The organism is Anabaena sp. FACHB-595 (assembly GCF_048568275.1).
In the GTDB taxonomy this organism is placed as follows: Bacteria; Cyanobacteriota; Cyanobacteriia; order Cyanobacteriales; family Nostocaceae; genus Trichormus.
Genome location: NZ_CP183473.1, coordinates 6,105,736 through 6,121,738, shown reverse-complemented (window position 1 = coordinate 6,121,738; position 16,003 = coordinate 6,105,736). Strand labels below are relative to the sequence as shown.

The window sequence follows — 16,003 nt, the reverse complement described above, 5'->3', positions numbered from 1 at the left end:
AACAGCCTTGATGAGTAGTTATGCGATTTAGGGGCGCATGAGCTTACCAACAAAACCAAATATATCGTAATTGATGCGATCGCCAATTCAACGCAAAATCTGTTCTATCATTCGATTGGCTTGGGAAGCATAACCACCACCAAATAAATTGAAGTGATTGAGGATGTGATACAGGTTATATAGTGTTTTCCGTTTTTCATAGCCAGCATCTAAAGGAAAGACTTGGTTATAACCTTTATAAAAAGCTGCGGGGAAACCGCCAAAAAGTTCTGTCATGGCAATATCAACTTCTCTATCCCCAAAATAAGTGGCTGGATCAAATATCACGGGTTCCCCTGAAACTGTACATCCAGCATTCCCACCCCATAAATCACCGTGTACTAAAGATGGTTGCACTTCATGATCTGCCAATAGTTCTGGAAGCGCCCCTAGTAACTCATCTTGTTTGGGAAAACTACCACCCCGTCGCCTAGCTAACTGAAACTGATAACCAAGGCGATGTTTGCTATAAAATTCCGTCCAATCTTCCGTCCAAGTGTTGATTTGGGGTGTGGAACCGATGGTGTTATTCATATCCCAGCCGTATCCTTTCTGGCTAGTGGCTTTGTGCATTTTCGCCAAATTGCGTCCCATCTCTTCCCAAGAATTGGTGTTACCACTTCCCATTTCTAGCCATTCCAAAACAATGTAGCCAGAATTACCAGCGATTCCCCAACAAATCGGCTTGGGAACACGGATGCTATTCGTCGTCAGCATTTGCTCTAAACCCAGGGCTTCCGCCTCAAACATGGCAACTTGAGATGCTTGGTTGAGTTTGACAAAATAGGTCAATGTACCATCAGCAACAGCATAGCCTTGGTTAATACAGCCACCACTAACCGATCGCCTCTGCTGACTCTGGAACCTTTCGCCAGTCACCCGGCTAATTTGGGTATCTATTTCAGTCCACATTGTGAATTAGGGGTATGGGGGTGTAGGGGTATGGGGGTGTAGGGGTATGGGGGTGTAGGGGTATGGGGGTGTAGGGGTGTAGGGGGTGTGTGGGTGTGTGTGGGTGGTGAGTATAGAGGTATGGGGGTTAGGAGAAGAATAGTATTTATGAGGTATCTTGATTTAATTAAATTATTAGTTGTTTCCCTTAAACCCTTAAACCCTTAAACCCTTAAACCCCTACACCCCTATACCCTTAAACCCCTAAACCCAATCTACGCTGGTTTCATGACAACTACACCATAAGCTTCCGGGCAAAGATACTGGTTAGCAGCCAAAAGTAAATCTGGTGCTTCTTGGGTTTGAATGTGGGCTGGGTAGTTAAATGCTGGTTCTAAATCTCCTACCAGTGATTGATAGAAGCCATATAATCCAGCGCGATCGCTTGGTGTTTCGTTGCCAAAAATAAATCTGTTGGCTACACGCTTACGGACACGGGCGATTTCTTTTTCTGTGACTAACTCTGTTTGTAGTTTACGGATATGTTGGGCGATCGCTTCCTCTACAGCCGCTAAATCTTCTACCGCACACTTAGCGGAAATATAAAACGTTCCTTGCAAGCGATTACTCATATTGCTGACAGAAATCGAAGTCACAAGTCCTCTTTCTTCCCGCAAATCTTGAACTAGTCTAGATGTTCTGCCATGTGCCAGAATACCAGCCAAAACATCTAAGCCATAAGTCTGTTCTAGCTGGTTCAACCCAGGAACTCGCCAAACCATGATTAGTCTTGCTTGCTGGAGACTTTCATCCACAAATTCCCGACGGACAATTTCTGTAAATGCAGGTTCGAGATGAAGGGAGTGGGGAGTAAGGAGTGGGGAGTGGGGAGTTTTTTTGAGTTGGTTGAATCCTTCGGTAATGGTTTCAATTAACTGTTCTTCCGGTAAATTACCCACAGCTACAGCCGTGATTGACTGGGGTTGATACCAACTTGCGTGAAAATCTCGCATCTGTTGGGGTGTAAGTTGGGAAATTATCGATTCTGGCCCCAATACTGGACGGCGGTAGGGTAACTGTGCAAATGCTGTTTCCATTGCCCGACGGAAAGTACGGCGGCGGGGATTGTCTTCAGAACGTTTAATTTCTTCCAAAACCACAAAGCGCTCACGTTCAAAGGCTTCATCAGGAATACTGGCATTTAAAACTACATCTATTTGTAATGGTGCTAATTTGGCAAAGTCTTGAGGAGCAGTATTTATATAGTAATGAGTATAGTCTTGACTAGTGGCGGCATTAGTCACAGCACCCCGTTCTTCTATGTGACGTTCAAATTCACCACTGGCAAGGCGCTCAGTTCCTTTAAAAATCATGTGTTCTAAAAAGTGAGCCATACCGTTAATGGCATCAGATTCTACAGATGAGCCAACATCAATCCACAAACTGAGATTCACGGCTTCAACTGGCATTTGCTCCACTATGATCGTCAAACCATTGGGTAGTGTATGTAGCTTTGGGGCATTAAGTCGGGGCAGTTTCCGCAGGGTTGATGTCATGGGTAGTGGGGAATGAACTGATCTGTTACTTCTTTATCTTATCCGTCACCCCAAAATATATTTGATTGTTGCATCTGAAACGGACACACAAAGATTTTTTGAGGCTGGGTTGAAGGTTTTTTCTCAATCGGGCAAATACTCCATTCCTACCACTTCGCCATTTTTGAAATAAACATTTACCACTTCTGCATTGTAACGACCATCGTTTAGGTCAAGAATGTAGTTTAGACACTGGTTAGGTACAGCTAAAAAGCCTTTTTCTTTTGGGTTAATATTTTCTAGCACACCCTGATGTTCATCAAGAAGTTGCGATTCTGGCTGAGGAAATCTTCCACCTTTGGGAAAACGCTGGTTTAATCTGCTTTGCACTTCTTGAATTGTCATCCCATGTTTAATGTCAAGATAAAACTGAGTGAAGGGTTTGACAGGCGAGAGAGTTACAAAGTACAAAGCTAACAGACTTAGATTGAACCCGATAAACAGCCACAATTCTTGTTTCCGCCGAGATTGCAAGTACACTGGCAAAAGTAAAATGAGGGCTAAAACAGCCATAAATAAGTAATATTTCCAATATAAGGAAGCAGCGTATTTATAATCCAGAAAAAATCCCAGCAGAAATAAGACCACTAAAAAAATCACCTCGACAATAAGCTCAATTTTGTTAGCGTGACGCTTGATATATTTCATGTGACTGTATCTTGTATTTTTTTCTCAAAGCAATTTTCTCAGAAACTGAAAATTAATGTCCTCAGTGCAATTGTTAGGTTTTTTCTTTAGCGATCGCCCCAACTTCACCGCAATTAGCTTGTAAAATTATGAGTAGTAATATTAATTTTTGTAAACTAAATGTCTAATATTGTTAAGCAAAATAAACCCCGTGTAGTCGTGATTGGTGCGGGAATAGGCGGACTAACGGCTGGTGCATTATTAGCCCATCGCGGTTACAGCGTCCTCATATTAGACCAAGCCCTTGTTCCTGGGGGTTGTGCTTCCACATTTAAACGCCAAGGATTCACCTTTGATGTGGGTGCAACTCAGGTTGCAGGCTTAGAACCAGGGGGAATCCATCACCGCATCTTTTCGGAACTGGAAATAGATTTACCAGATGCAACACCTTGTGACCCTGCTTGTGCAGTTTATTTACCGGGGGAAAATACACCTATCAATGTTTGGCGCGACCCAAAAAAGTGGCAGGAAGAACGCCAAAGACAATTTCCTGGGAGTGAACCATTTTGGCAATTGATGGCTACTTTATTTGATGCCAGTTGGGAGTTTCAAGGACGTGACCCAGTTTTACCGCCGCGTAATTTGTGGGATTTGTGGCAGTTAACCCAGGCGGTACGTCCTAGTACCTTAGTTACTGTACCCTTCACACTATTTACCGTGGGTGACGCTTTAAGGTTGTGTGGTTTGGGAAATGACCACCGACTGAGGACATTTTTAGATTTGCAACTCAAACTATATTCTCAAGTCAACGCTGAGGAGACGGCTTTACTTTATGCTGCAACGGCGTTGAGTGTGTCCCAACTACCACAGGGATTATTTCACCTAGAAGGTAGTATGCAGGTATTAAGCGATCGCCTAGTCGAAGCGTTAGAAAGAGATGGCGGTAAATTATTGATGCGTCATACCGTTGAACAAATCAAAGTGGAAAACGGTAAAGCATCTGCTGTCGTCATCAGAAACCAAAAAACAGGGGAAGTTTGGACAGAAGAAGCAGACCACATAGTTGCTAACGTGACTGTGCAGAACCTAGTGCAACTATTAGGCGACAAGGCTCCATCAGGTTATAAGCAGCGTGTCAATAAACTCCCCCAAGCATCAGGGGCGTTTGTTGTGTATTTGGGTGTAGATGCTAGTGCTATCCCGCCCGAATGTCCCCCCCATTTGCAGTTTTTATATGATGCTGATGGTGTGATTGGGGAGAATAATTCTTTGTTTGTGTCGGTGAGTCATGCTGGTGATGGTCGCGCGCCAGAAGGAAAAGCTACAATTATTGCCTCATCTTTCGTAGACCCCGAACGGTGGTGGAGTACGGAAGATTACCCTGGTTTGAAACAGAAATTTACCCAAGAAGCGATCGCCAAATTAGCCCAATACTTTTATCTCAAACCAGAGACTATTATTTATCAAGAAGCTGCTACACCGCGTACCTTTGCCCATTACACAGCACGCGATCGCGGTATAGTCGGTGGTATTGGTCAAAGAATCCCCACATTCGGCCCCTTTGGTTTTGCCAATCGTACACCCATTGACCATCTGTGGTTAGTCGGTGACTCTACCCACCCAGGTGAAGGGACAGCCGGCGTAAGCTACTCGGCTTTAACTGTAGTTAGGCAAATTAATCATAGTCATTAGTAAGAAATATTCGACTTTTGACTCAATCAGCAATTTATGACACCTGTGTAACTCCTAACAGATAAGGATATATTTATCCTAAACTTACACTTTAGATAGTAATAAATTTCGCATAACATAAGTATCTAATTGTGTAAACATCTACACTAGGCTGGATAGATGAATTACGAGATAGCTCACAAACTCCTAGTAGGACAGACAATAGCAAGTGAGGAAAACCCTGATGCCTTGTTGATGCGAATGAGACACGGCAAACCGCCAGTGCCTGGTCAAATTACCTCAATTTTATTAGCGTTGAAAGTAGTATTTGAGGCGCTGAAAGATTCCCCTAGTCTGGACAGGGAATTAGTTTTTGCACTTTATCAGTTAACCGTTAAGGCTCAACAGCTATTTGTGGCAGGGCGTAGAGCCGGTGTAGATTGGCCACCACTACTCAAGGAAGATTTGCTACGAATTGCTTTAGCTACGGAAAGTATTTTTTCTGGTGTTTGGCAAACCCTACCGCCTGGAAATTTATAATAGAAACATCCCCGACTTTTTATAAAAAGTCGGGGATATAAATATAACAGCCATATCCTAGCTAACGATTTCGCAGTTCTGCTTCTAACTTGTCCAAGTCATTCTTGAGTAAAACAGTCATCTGCCCAGTAAAAGCCTTGCCGTTTCTAGGTTGGGCGACTTCTAGCCAATAAGCATAGCGATCGCCTACACGTAATTCTCCCTTCAAAGCTTCCCGGATGGGAGTTTTCGCCAGCCGCGCTGAGTTAATGGCGCTTTCGTTGGGATATTCGTACACCACTTGGGCGCGTTTAAAGTCTTGATAAATATCTAAACCATAAATCACCCGCAAGGATTCTTGTAAACGCTGCAAGCTCATACCGTTAATGGCATCATACATAGCAATGCGTTCAGTCCGAATTACACTCCGGTCTTTGGTAAATCCTACTTTACCAGGGGGTAATACCGACGCTTGAAAAGTGAATCGCTGGGCGGCTGTATCACTTTTCTGCACAAATAATTTTTCTCCAGCCCTGGGACGGAGAGTGGGATGGGCTTTAATCCAAGTACCCACTTCTTCCGTACTTTGTCCGGGTAACGCATCAGCCTGGGGGTTAGTCAATATTCCTAGACACAACCAGGAAACTAGAGAAAAGGGCAAAATCAAAAAGTTCAGCCGAAATTTTTTGAGCATTTTCCTATTCGGGACTCATATAGAAATTTACCCGTGAGGGAATAACCATAGTTTTCCCGTTTTGCAGGAAGATTATTTCAATCACCTGCCTAATCAACAAAAGCAGATGTCTGAACTATCGATGAGTTAATATCTTAGCAATAAGTATAATAGGCGTTGATTATACATAGATTTTACTGATAATTACTCAACTTGAGGCGTTAGGTGTGAGGTTCCAATATGCTGACTGGACTAGTCTTATTATCCTTAGTGATTCTTTGGCTGATTTTTCACAATTCTGAGCGAGATTGGCGTAGTGCTGTGTTATCAGCAGCAGTTTCCTGGGGTGTTCTAGTCACGATTTCCACGGAAGTTTTCAGCCTTTTGCGAATCATCACCTTTGGTTGGGTGCTAGCTTTGTGGTTGCTGGCTAATCTTGCTTTGGGATGGATTTACTATCGCCTCGTTAAAACAGGAAAGCGCACGCTCTTTTCCCCAAAACTTCCCTCAATCACTCCCGTTTCCTTAGTATTATTGGGTGGTGTAGCTTTTATTATTGCCACCATTACTATAATTGCGATCGTTGCTCCCCCAAATAACTGGGATTCCATGACTTATCACATGGCGCGGGTGGTGCATTGGATACAAAACCGTAGTCTGGCTCATTATCCTACCTACTACTCAGCCCAATTAGTTCACCCACCTTTTGCGGAGGTGGTGATTTTACATCTGCAAATTTTGAGTGGGGGCGATCGCTTTGCCAATTTAGTACAAGTGTTTAGTATGATTGGTAGCATCATCGGCGTATCATTAATTGCCCAGCAATTAGGAGCAGATAAGCGAGGACAGATTTTTGCTACCGTATTCTGTGCTACTCTCCCGATGGGTATTTTGCAAAGTTCTAGCACTCAAAACGATTATGCGGTTTGTTTTTGGCTAGTTTGTTTAGCCCATTTTGTGCTGTTGACTTTACCTGATAAAAATCCTCCCACGCACTTAGTCTTAAGTATTGGCGCCAGTTGTGGATTAGCCGTGTACACAAAGAGTTCTGGTTATATCTTTGCTTTTCCCTTCATGGTTTGGTTATTTATCTGGTATGTCAACTCAATGCGCTGGAAAATGTGGAAGTCAGGAGTGATTGTAGCTGCTATTTTCTTCACCTTAAATATCGGGCATTATTTACGTAATTTTGATTTATATGGTAATCCTATATCAGCAGCAGAATACTCCAAAGAATACAAGATAGAAATATATAGCCTACCTACATGGATTTCTAATATCATTCGTAATTTATCTTTGCATACAGATATTGTTAGACACTTAGGTTTGCAAAAAATTATAGAACCATTGACGGGTAAGCTAACTAAAATAATTACTATAATTCATGGCTTTTTAGGGGTGGATATGACCGACTCGCGGATAACCCATCCCCCCAACTCTTACAATGGTGTACCAGGGCTGTCTTTTGACGAAAATGTTGCGGGTAATCCTTTACATTTGTTACTGACTTTAATAGCTATAGCCATATTTATCTTTCATAAAAGATTGAGGAGCAATAAAGAATTACTAGCTTATGTCTTATCTTTGGTTGCTGGCTTTTTACTGTTATGTTGGATGCTAAAATTGCAGCCATATCAAAGTCGTCATCATCTTTCTTTATTCGTACTGTTCTCTGCTTTTGTCGGCTTAGTTTTCTGCCAAGTCTGGAGCCGTTATTTTGTCACATTCTTAGCGGTGATTCTTTTAGTAACATCCATGCAGTTTGTGTTTATCAATAAATTCCGACCCATAGCAGCAGAAAATAATATTTTTAATACTAGTAGAAACGAACTTTACTTTACTAATCGACCTCATCTGATCAATTCATATTTTGAGGCAACTAATTTTGTAAAAACTATACAATGTGAAAATATTGGACTTTCCTTGGGAACCGAACAAACTCCATCTGCCCGTTATTGGGAATATCCATTTTGGGTTCTATTAAATAATCAGCAGCAGCGAGTAATTAAGTTTGGACATATCTTAAACCCTACTAATTTTACTGCTGTGAAATCTCAAGTGTATCCACATAATCAATTTCAACCTTGTGGTATTATTGCCGTGAGAAGAGACGAAGAAGCGCCAGTAGAGTCAATGATTTTTAAAAATGTAAAATATACGAAAAAATTATTTTCTAAACCAGTGACTGTGTTGATGAAAGAGTAAAGATAGTTATGTAATGAAATCAATGAATCAAAACGGTGTTAGCGATCGCCTTCCTTAGTCAAAAACAGATCGATGAACGGGACTGCGTTCATCAGATGTCAGGTTGAACAACTAGGAGTCTTAATTAATGCTGAATGCTAAAACCAGTTTCGCCTTATTGATGGCTGTGTGTCTCATAGCCACAGGAGTTACAGGATATCTACTGGGGGGAATTAATCCAGAGTTAATTCAAGCTTGGTTAAAGGCTGCGGGAATTTGGGCCCCTGTTACTTATGTAGCTGTATACGTGGTGGCGACTATTTTGATTTTGCCATCAACGGCATTGAATTTAACTGGTGGAGCGATTTTCGGCCCTTGGATGGGGACATTCTGGACAAGTGTAGGTGCAATTATTGCGGCGATCGCTGCCTTTATTTTTGCGCGGACAGTAGGACGGGAAATTGTGGCTCAAAGACTGGCTGGACGTTGGCAAGCTATCGATGCCGAAGTTAGGCAGGGAGCCGTTTTTTATATGTTTGCTATCCGGCTGATGCCCATCCTACCCTATGGATTAGTAAATTTTGCTGCCGGTTTGACATCAATCAGCTTTAAGGATTATCTAATTGGTACAGCCTTGGGAACAGTACCCGGAATCTTACCATTTGTCCTTTTGGGGAGTTCTGGTTTAAAAGCCATCCGTACTGGTGAGGTTCTACCATTAGTTGGTGCTTTGGCATTGATTGGAATGCTAGTTGGTGGTTCCACTTGGTATCGTCGTCGTCGCTCTTTTCCCACTCGTAAAAAACCCTAACAAATTTCAACTATGCCACCTAAATATTCTTTTATCGTCCCAATTTACAACGAAGAAGAAACCATCACAGAAATGTATCGCCGCATTTCCCAGGTAATGGATCAGATGGATGGTTCAGTCGAGTTGTGTTTAGTCAACGATGGTAGCCGCGATCGCTCTCTAAAAATGATGCGAGAATTACATCAAAAAGATCCGCGTGTTGTCTACTTAAGTCTTGCCAGAAATTTTGGTCACCAAATCGCCGTCACCGCAGGTTTGAATTTTGCCCGTGGACAAATAGTTGTGATTCTCGATGCTGATTTACAAGATCCACCAGAATTGATCGCGGAAATGGTGGAACTATGGCGGCAAGGATATCATATAATTTATGCCCAAAGAATCAAACGCCGTCAAGAAGGCTGGTTTAAACGCTTTACCGCCTACGCTTTTTATCGGATTCTCAAACAGCTAGCAGATGTTGATATTCCTACAGATACGGGAGACTTTTGTTTATTAGATAGACAAGTTGTCGATGTACTCAATGCCATGCCAGAGCGAAATCGTTACATTCGCGGCTTGCGTTCTTGGGTAGGTTTTAACCAAACAGCCGTTAAATTTGAACGAGATCCGCGTTTTGCTGGCGATGTCAAATATACTTTTCGTAAATCTTTCGCATTGGCAATTAATGGCATAGTTTCCTTTTCTAAAGTGCCATTAAGGCTTTCAACTTATTTAGGACTATTTGCCGCAATAGCCTCATTATTAATGTGTCTATTAGTTTTATATTGGCGGATTTTTACACCCCATTCTCCCCTAACTGGAATCGCCATTATTCTCATAGCTATCTTCTTTTTGGGAGCAGTACAACTTGTCAGTATTGGTATTTTAGGTGAGTATATCGGGCGAATTTATGAAGAGGTTAAACAAAGACCACTTTATACATTGTCAGAAGTTAGCGGCTTTGAGCAGCAATATCCTGATGTTCAACAATCATTAGATACTTCCTCATCTTCATCAAATTAAGAACCAATTATTACAGTTAAGTAAATCATTAGAACTGAGTTCGTAGCTGTATTTTCTAACTACAAACCATTGCTACCTTAATTACTTTCCGCGCTTTCATGTCATAAAATACTTGTTCTAAATCTTTTAATGGGCGCTGTTCACTAATTAATAATTCAAAAGGAATTTTACGGCTAGCTATTAGAGCCAGTGCTGCACGTACATATTCAGGGGTGTTGTGAAAAACGCCTTTGAGAGTCAGTTCGCTATAGTGGAGTTGTTCTGTATTGACTGTAATTGTTGTATCCCGTGGACAACCACCAAATAAATTGACGATCGCACCAGGACGAGCGCAGGCGATCGCAGTTTCCCAAACGCTGGGTACACCAGTGGCTTCAATCACTACATCTGCACCCCAACCTTGGGTGAGTTCTTTCACTACATGGGGAATATCTGGATTTTGATGATAATTAAAGGTTTTCGTCGCCCCCAACTTTTGACCAATTTCTAGCCGTTGGTCGTTACCACCCCACAACAATACCTCAACCTTATCAGCCAAGACTGCCACAAACATTAACCCAATTGCCCCATCCCCCAAGACAACAACCCTATCTTGAGGTTTAATGTGAGAACGAGCTACCCCATGCAGCACACAAGCCAAGGGTTCAGTCATAGCGGCTAATGATAACGGCAACTCATCAGGAACCTGCAATAAATTATGCTGTACTATGGGGGCGGGGATTTTTAAGTATTCGGCAAATGTGCCATTATTCCAAGTCAAATTGGGACATAGGGAATATTCTTGACGTTGACAAAAAAACATTTCATGCAGGGTGCAGAATTATTGGCAACTACGCGATCGCCTATTTGCCAACCCGTCACATCCGCACCTACCGCCACAATTTCCCCAGCTGCTTCATGACCAAATAAAGTGGGCAATTTTAACATCTTGGCATGACCACCACGCCGCCAAACTTTTAAATCTGTGCCACAAGTTGTTGCTGCTCCCACTTTAATTACCACCTCCCCAACGTCTGGAGATGGGTCAGCAACTTGTTCTAAGCGTAAATCTTCCTGACCATAAAGCAAGGCTGCTAACACAGCTTTAACCCATAAAACTTAGTTTTCATGATTGTATCAGGAGAAGTGGGCATCGGTGATGGGTGAAAGTAATTACACTTCTGCCATTAAGTACTTTGAGGAAAAACCGTATTTATGCTGATGATTACTGTAAAAAATATAGAGATCATGTGTAATTAAACATACCCGTTAAACCAAAGTATCGGGATTTAAATATATGAATGTAAATTCAGAATTATTAGTTTCATATACAGAAAATTCCATTACTAAACTCAAACTTCTCAAATATGCTTTTGTGGTAGCAGCAGTATTATGCGACTATCATCCAGCGATCGCCCAAACACCTGACCCTGGCTCCTTGCCAAAGGATCGTTTAGAAGATATTCCTACGAGGACTTTACCGTCGGAAGTATTGCAAAAACCATCAGATCAAGAGCAATTACCTGCTCCTACGGATCTACTAGAGCAGCAAAATCCAGTAGAAAATGATACTAATGCCAAATTTCGAGTTGATCGTATTGAAGTTGTTGGTAGTCAAGTTTTCCCACCAGAAAAATTTACCCCTATTACAGATCCCTTCGTGGGACGAGAAGTATCATTTGCAGAACTGTTGCAAGTTAGAGACGCTATCACCAAACTCTACACTGATAACGGCTATGTAACGACAGGGGCTGTAATTACACCGCAGACAGTAGAAGCTGGAGTAATTACTATTCAGATAGTAGAAGGCAGTTTGCAGGACATTAAAATAGTTGGTAATCGGCGACTGCGTAGTCAATACATTCGCGATCGCATTCAATTGGGTGCTGGTAAGCCACTCAACGTACCGCGCTTAATAGAAAAGCTACAACTACTGCGCCTCGATCCGCGTATTCAAAATTTGTCAGCCGAGTTGCAAATGGGTGTAGAACCTGGAACTAACATCTTGCAAGTTGAGGTACAAGAAGCCGATACCTTCTCACTGACAGCAACTTTAGATAATGGGCGATCGCCTAGTGTGGGTAGTTTTCGCCGGGGGGTAAATCTGCAAGAGGCAAATTTACTAGGTTTAGGCGACACTCTCAGCGTAGGGTACAACAACACAGATGGCAGTAATGCCATTAATTTAAATTACCAACTGCCCATTAATGCCCGCAATGGTACCGTATCCTTCGGTTTTAACCAGGGGTGGAACCGTGTAATTGAAGACCCATTCAGCGTCCTAGATATTCAATCCAACACGACCTCTTATGAATTTGGCTATCGACAGCCACTCATTCAAAAGCCAACCCAAGAATTAGCGGTGGGGCTATCCTTCTCGCGCCAAGAAAGCCAGACTGAGTTAGGGCTGGATAATATTGGTGGGTTTCCTTTATCACCTGGTGCAGATGCAGAAGGAAGAACTAAGATTTCTGCCTTCCGCTTTACCCAGGAGTATACCCAACGCAGCAATGAGCAAGTTTTTGCAGCGCGATCGCAATTTAGCTTGGGAGTAAATTGGTTCGATGCTAATGTGAATCAGGATGAACCAGATAGTCGCTTTTTCGCCTGGCGGGGACAGGCGCAATGGGTAAGACAGTTAGCACCAGACACCCTATTTTTAGCCAGAGGCGATATTCAACTAGCCTCAACTTCCCTAGTACCCTTGGAACAATTTGGTCTTGGTGGTCAGCAAAGTGTCCGGGGTTATCGCCAAGATACATTACTTACAGATAATGGTTTATTGTTGTCTGGAGAATTGAGGTTACCGATTGTCCGTGCTGATAACTTGGGAGGCGTGCTACAACTAACACCATTTATCGACATAGGCACAGGCTGGAATACCCAAGGTAGTAACCCGTCACCAAGTACCTTTGTGGGTACTGGGTTGGGGCTGCTATGGAAACAAGGGGATAGTTTCTCAGTTAGGCTAGATTGGGGTATTCCTCTAACATCCGTAGATGGTGAAAAGCGATCGCTCCAAGAAAATGGTTTGTACTTCTCATTACAATATTCTCCGTTTTAATACCTGTTTTGCCCCTGAGGCCTTCTTGTAGTTTATTTGTGCCTAAGATACGGATATTTATACATTGGGCGGATCGCTTACACGCCCTAACCTCTAATCAGTCCCCCTGGTTACTATTGTTAAAAACAATACTATTTAGGGAATTATAAATTGAGTATTATCAGGAAACTCTGAAGATGAGACAGCCTTTTTTTGGGTGGGGTTTGGCAAATCGAATCATTACAAGTTCGCTGCTGTTGCCATTAGGAATCATTCTATGGAATAGTTGTGCCTCTGCTCAGGTCACTTCAGACGGCAGTCTCAATACTGATATCACTAAAAATGGCAATCATTTCACAATCACTAATGGTAGTGCCTCAGGTAGTAATCTATTTCACAGCTTTGGGCAATTTTCCGTTCCCAATCCAGGTTCAGCCACATTTGATTTAGTCAATACACCTAATATTTCTACTATCTTTAGTCGAGTCACTGGAGGTAGCATTTCCCATATCGATGGCTTAATTCAGACTATCAATAGCAAAAACCCTGTTAGTCTGTTTCTACTTAACCCTAGCGGAATTGTATTTGGGCCTAATGCCCGCCTCAACATTAGTGGGTCTTTTGTTGGAACTACTGCCGAAAGTATTCAATTTGCTGACGGGAGTAAATTTAGCGCTACCGACTCTACAACACAGCCTTTATTAACCATGAGTGTGCCTGTGGGACTACAACTAGGCAGCAATGCTGGAGCAATTCGTACCCAAGGCACACCAGCACTTAATTTCCTGTTTCGCCCCGCGCAAAGTTTTAAGGCTCAAACCGTCGCTTTAGTTGGTAGTGAAATTGATCTTAATCAAACTAGTCTTGCCAATCCAGACGGCAGAGTGGAATTGTGGGCATTGCGGAATGCAGAGGTAGGATTAAATAATCAAACAGGATTACAACTAACTAGCCCTACGACAGCTGACTGGGGACTGATTTCCCTCAGACAAGCCTCATATATCGATACTAGTGGAATAAATGGGGGAGCTATTAACATCCGTGGCCGAGGTTTAACACTTCAGGAAGGTTCGGGGATTACTTCGGCTACAGGAGCATCTGGACAAGGACAAGGGATTACCGTCAAAACCACTGAATTTATTGATTTGTTGGGAGTATCAGATCCACAAAATTATGACACCCCTGGATTATTCACTACTGTATCTGGAAGTGGGGCAAAGGCGGGAGATATTACCATCGAGACTGAAAGTTTACGGATTCAGAATGGAGCATGGTTGCAATCTATCAACAATGGTTTTACCTTCGATTTCTCAACCTTCAGCCTTACTCCCATCAACGATACTACTACAGGCAACATTACCGTTTCTGCTAAGGACGTGGAAGTGAGTGGCTATAACCCATTTCCCAATCCTTTTACTGGAGTTGCTAATTTTAGACCTAGTGCTATTACCACCTTAGTTAATAGTGGCAAAAGAAATAATAGCGGTACTATCACCATTGAAGCTAATCAAGTTCGTCTGCTGAACGGTGGACGTATTAGTGCCAGTATAATAGGTTTCCCAATTCCTGGTTTAGACTCAATCACCATCGGTAATTCTGGAGATATCTCTATTCAAGCTAGCGAGTCTCTGGAAATTAATGGAACTACGGCTGGGGGATTGTCTGGTGCTATCATTAGTTCAATTCAAGCTTTTGCTCAAGGTGAAGCTGGCAATATTACTATTAACACAGGAAATTTGCGCGTCACAAATGGTGGGTCTATCGCTAGTGAACTATCAGGTACTGGCAATGCCGGGAATATAGCAATTCAGGCTCAAAATGTAGAAGTCAGTAAGCCAACGCTCGATAGTTTTAGTAATACAGTTAGTGGTATTACTGTGGCAGTGAATAAAAATGCGATTGGTGATGGTGGTAATATCAATCTGCAAGCTGAACGCTTACGCGTGTTCCAAGGTGGCCAGATCACTTCATCTAGCTTGGGTCAAGGATCTGCTGGCACGGTGAATTTACTGGTTAATGATATTGATGTACAGGGTCTTTCTAAACCTTTAAGGGATGGTCGGATACTGCCTAGTACTATTACAGCATCTGCCACCAATAATTTTTCTGCTCGGTCAGTTAATATTAATGCCGACCGCTTGAGTGTTCGTGATGGGGCAGAAATTACTGTCAGCAATCTTGGTTCCGGGGATGCTGGTAACTTAAATATTAATGCTAGTCAGATATTTTTAGATAATGGCGCAAGTCTGCGAGCCGAGGTGAATGGAGGTGGTCGTGGTAACATTCAACTTAGCGCCAGTGATTTTGTTCTCCTCAGACACGGCAGTAATATTGTTACCAATGCTCGTGGTACTTCCACGGGTGGTAACATTAATATTAGTGCCGAGTCGATTATTGCTGTCCCTAAAGAAAACAGTGATATTGCTGCCAATGCAGTCTTAGGACGAGGTGGTAATATTCTAATTACAACTCAAGGTTTGTTAGGGTTTGAGTTCCGTGACCGACTCACCCCTGATAGTGACATCACCGCCAGTTCCCAATTCGGGCTAAGTGGTACGGTTCAAGTCAATACTATCGGCGTTGATCCCAACTCAGGTTTAGTAGAATTACCAGCAAATGTAAATGATCCGTCACAAAAAGTGTCTACAGGTTGTTCTGGTGATAATGGTAGTAGTTTTGTCGCCACAGGCAGGGGTGGAATACCACAAAATCCCAATCAGGAAGTGAGGAGCGATCGCACTTGGTCTGATGTGCGCGACATCTCTGCATTCCACAAAACTGGTAATGTGACGGCCCAAATACCGACAACACCACAAGTTCTCATCCGGGCTACTTCTTGGCATCGCAACGCCCAAGGCAAAATTGAACTGGTTGCAGATAACTCTCCGAATCAGGTACAACCATCATTAACCTGTGCTGCTGTTCCTAAAATTCAATAATGTTATTTTTCATACCTTCAAGGGAACTTT

Annotated in this window: 11 protein-coding genes and 1 pseudogene; 7 read left to right on the top strand and 5 right to left on the bottom strand. The window is 42.6% G+C overall.

Annotated features, from left to right (window positions below):
• Positions 1 to 87: 87 nt before the first annotated feature.
• The 3 genes from ACN222_RS25590 to ACN222_RS25580 form a co-directional block, all read right to left on the bottom strand.
• Positions 88 to 951, bottom strand: coding sequence for a fructosamine kinase family protein (locus ACN222_RS25590; RefSeq protein WP_010999252.1), 864 nt, complete (start codon positions 949 to 951; stop codon positions 88 to 90).
• Positions 952 to 1,205: 254 nt separating this feature from the next.
• Complete coding sequence (locus ACN222_RS25585) at positions 1,206 to 2,486, bottom strand: M16 family metallopeptidase (RefSeq protein WP_010999251.1); 1,281 nt, start codon at positions 2,484 to 2,486, stop codon at positions 1,206 to 1,208.
• A gap of 123 nt (positions 2,487 to 2,609) precedes the next feature.
• Positions 2,610 to 3,173: an MARVEL domain-containing protein gene (locus ACN222_RS25580; protein WP_010999250.1), complete on the bottom strand. Its 564-nt coding sequence runs from the start codon at positions 3,171 to 3,173 to the stop codon at positions 2,610 to 2,612.
• A 159-nt stretch (positions 3,174 to 3,332) separates the two neighbouring features.
• Between ACN222_RS25580 and crtD the strand changes: the two genes are divergently transcribed.
• Together crtD and ACN222_RS25570 are read left to right on the top strand one after the other, a co-directional pair.
• On the top strand, positions 3,333 to 4,844 hold the full coding sequence (crtD, locus tag ACN222_RS25575) for a C-3',4' desaturase CrtD (RefSeq protein ID WP_010999249.1): 1,512 nt from the start codon (positions 3,333 to 3,335) through the stop codon (positions 4,842 to 4,844).
• 159 nt (positions 4,845 to 5,003) lie between these two features.
• A complete protein-coding gene (locus ACN222_RS25570; protein ID WP_010999248.1) occupies positions 5,004 to 5,363 on the top strand; it encodes a hypothetical protein in 360 nt (119 codons plus the stop codon).
• Between the two features lie 61 nt (positions 5,364 to 5,424).
• On the opposite strand, the gene ACN222_RS25565 is transcribed toward ACN222_RS25570, so the two are convergent.
• Complete coding sequence (locus tag ACN222_RS25565) at positions 5,425 to 6,036, bottom strand: hypothetical protein (RefSeq protein WP_010999247.1); 612 nt, start codon at positions 6,034 to 6,036, stop codon at positions 5,425 to 5,427.
• 219 nt (positions 6,037 to 6,255) lie between these two features.
• Between ACN222_RS25565 and ACN222_RS25560 the strand changes: the two genes are divergently transcribed.
• The 3 genes from ACN222_RS25560 to ACN222_RS25550 all read left to right on the top strand — a co-directional run bounded on the left by ACN222_RS25560 (position 6,256) and on the right by ACN222_RS25550 (position 10,012).
• On the top strand, positions 6,256 to 8,220 hold the full coding sequence (locus ACN222_RS25560) for an ArnT family glycosyltransferase (RefSeq protein ID WP_010999246.1): 1,965 nt from the start codon (positions 6,256 to 6,258) through the stop codon (positions 8,218 to 8,220).
• A 127-nt stretch (positions 8,221 to 8,347) separates the two neighbouring features.
• Complete coding sequence (locus ACN222_RS25555) at positions 8,348 to 9,010, top strand: TVP38/TMEM64 family protein (RefSeq protein ID WP_010999245.1); 663 nt, start codon at positions 8,348 to 8,350, stop codon at positions 9,008 to 9,010.
• A 12-nt stretch (positions 9,011 to 9,022) separates the two neighbouring features.
• Complete coding sequence (locus tag ACN222_RS25550; protein WP_010999244.1) at positions 9,023 to 10,012, top strand: glycosyltransferase family 2 protein; 990 nt, start codon at positions 9,023 to 9,025, stop codon at positions 10,010 to 10,012.
• 55 nt (positions 10,013 to 10,067) lie between these two features.
• On the opposite strand, the pseudogene ACN222_RS25545 reads toward ACN222_RS25550, so the two are convergent.
• Positions 10,068 to 11,092 (bottom strand): annotated as a pseudogene (locus ACN222_RS25545) (zinc-dependent alcohol dehydrogenase).
• 196 nt (positions 11,093 to 11,288) lie between these two features.
• Here ACN222_RS25545 and ACN222_RS25540 point away from each other — a divergent pair.
• Both ACN222_RS25540 and ACN222_RS25535 read left to right on the top strand, forming a co-directional pair.
• Positions 11,289 to 13,055 carry a ShlB/FhaC/HecB family hemolysin secretion/activation protein gene (locus tag ACN222_RS25540; protein ID WP_010999242.1) on the top strand — a complete coding sequence of 589 codons (1,767 nt, stop codon included), beginning with the start codon at positions 11,289 to 11,291 and terminating at the stop codon, positions 13,053 to 13,055.
• 176 nt (positions 13,056 to 13,231) lie between these two features.
• Positions 13,232 to 15,973, top strand: a complete 2,742-nt coding sequence (locus ACN222_RS25535; RefSeq protein WP_010999241.1) for a filamentous hemagglutinin N-terminal domain-containing protein — start codon at positions 13,232 to 13,234, stop codon at positions 15,971 to 15,973.
• The last annotated feature ends 30 nt before the right edge of the window (positions 15,974 to 16,003 follow it).

What these genes read in the sequence shown, in the direction of transcription:
- ACN222_RS25590 (WP_010999252.1), bottom strand. Translation starts at nt 951, where the DNA reads ATGTGGACTGAAATAGATACCCAAATTAGCCGGGTGACTGGCGAAAGG.
- ACN222_RS25585 (WP_010999251.1), bottom strand. Translation starts at nt 2,486, where the DNA reads ATGACATCAACCCTGCGGAAACTGCCCCGACTTAATGCCCCAAAGCTA.
- ACN222_RS25580 (WP_010999250.1), bottom strand. Translation starts at nt 3,173, where the DNA reads ATGAAATATATCAAGCGTCACGCTAACAAAATTGAGCTTATTGTCGAG.
- crtD (WP_010999249.1), top strand. Translation starts at nt 3,333, where the DNA reads ATGTCTAATATTGTTAAGCAAAATAAACCCCGTGTAGTCGTGATTGGT.
- ACN222_RS25570 (WP_010999248.1), top strand. Translation starts at nt 5,004, where the DNA reads ATGAATTACGAGATAGCTCACAAACTCCTAGTAGGACAGACAATAGCA.
- ACN222_RS25565 (WP_010999247.1), bottom strand. Translation starts at nt 6,036, where the DNA reads ATGCTCAAAAAATTTCGGCTGAACTTTTTGATTTTGCCCTTTTCTCTA.
- ACN222_RS25560 (WP_010999246.1), top strand. Translation starts at nt 6,256, where the DNA reads ATGCTGACTGGACTAGTCTTATTATCCTTAGTGATTCTTTGGCTGATT.
- ACN222_RS25555 (WP_010999245.1), top strand. Translation starts at nt 8,348, where the DNA reads ATGCTGAATGCTAAAACCAGTTTCGCCTTATTGATGGCTGTGTGTCTC.
- ACN222_RS25550 (WP_010999244.1), top strand. Translation starts at nt 9,023, where the DNA reads ATGCCACCTAAATATTCTTTTATCGTCCCAATTTACAACGAAGAAGAA.
- ACN222_RS25540 (WP_010999242.1), top strand. Translation starts at nt 11,289, where the DNA reads ATGAATGTAAATTCAGAATTATTAGTTTCATATACAGAAAATTCCATT.
- ACN222_RS25535 (WP_010999241.1), top strand. Translation starts at nt 13,232, where the DNA reads ATGAGACAGCCTTTTTTTGGGTGGGGTTTGGCAAATCGAATCATTACA.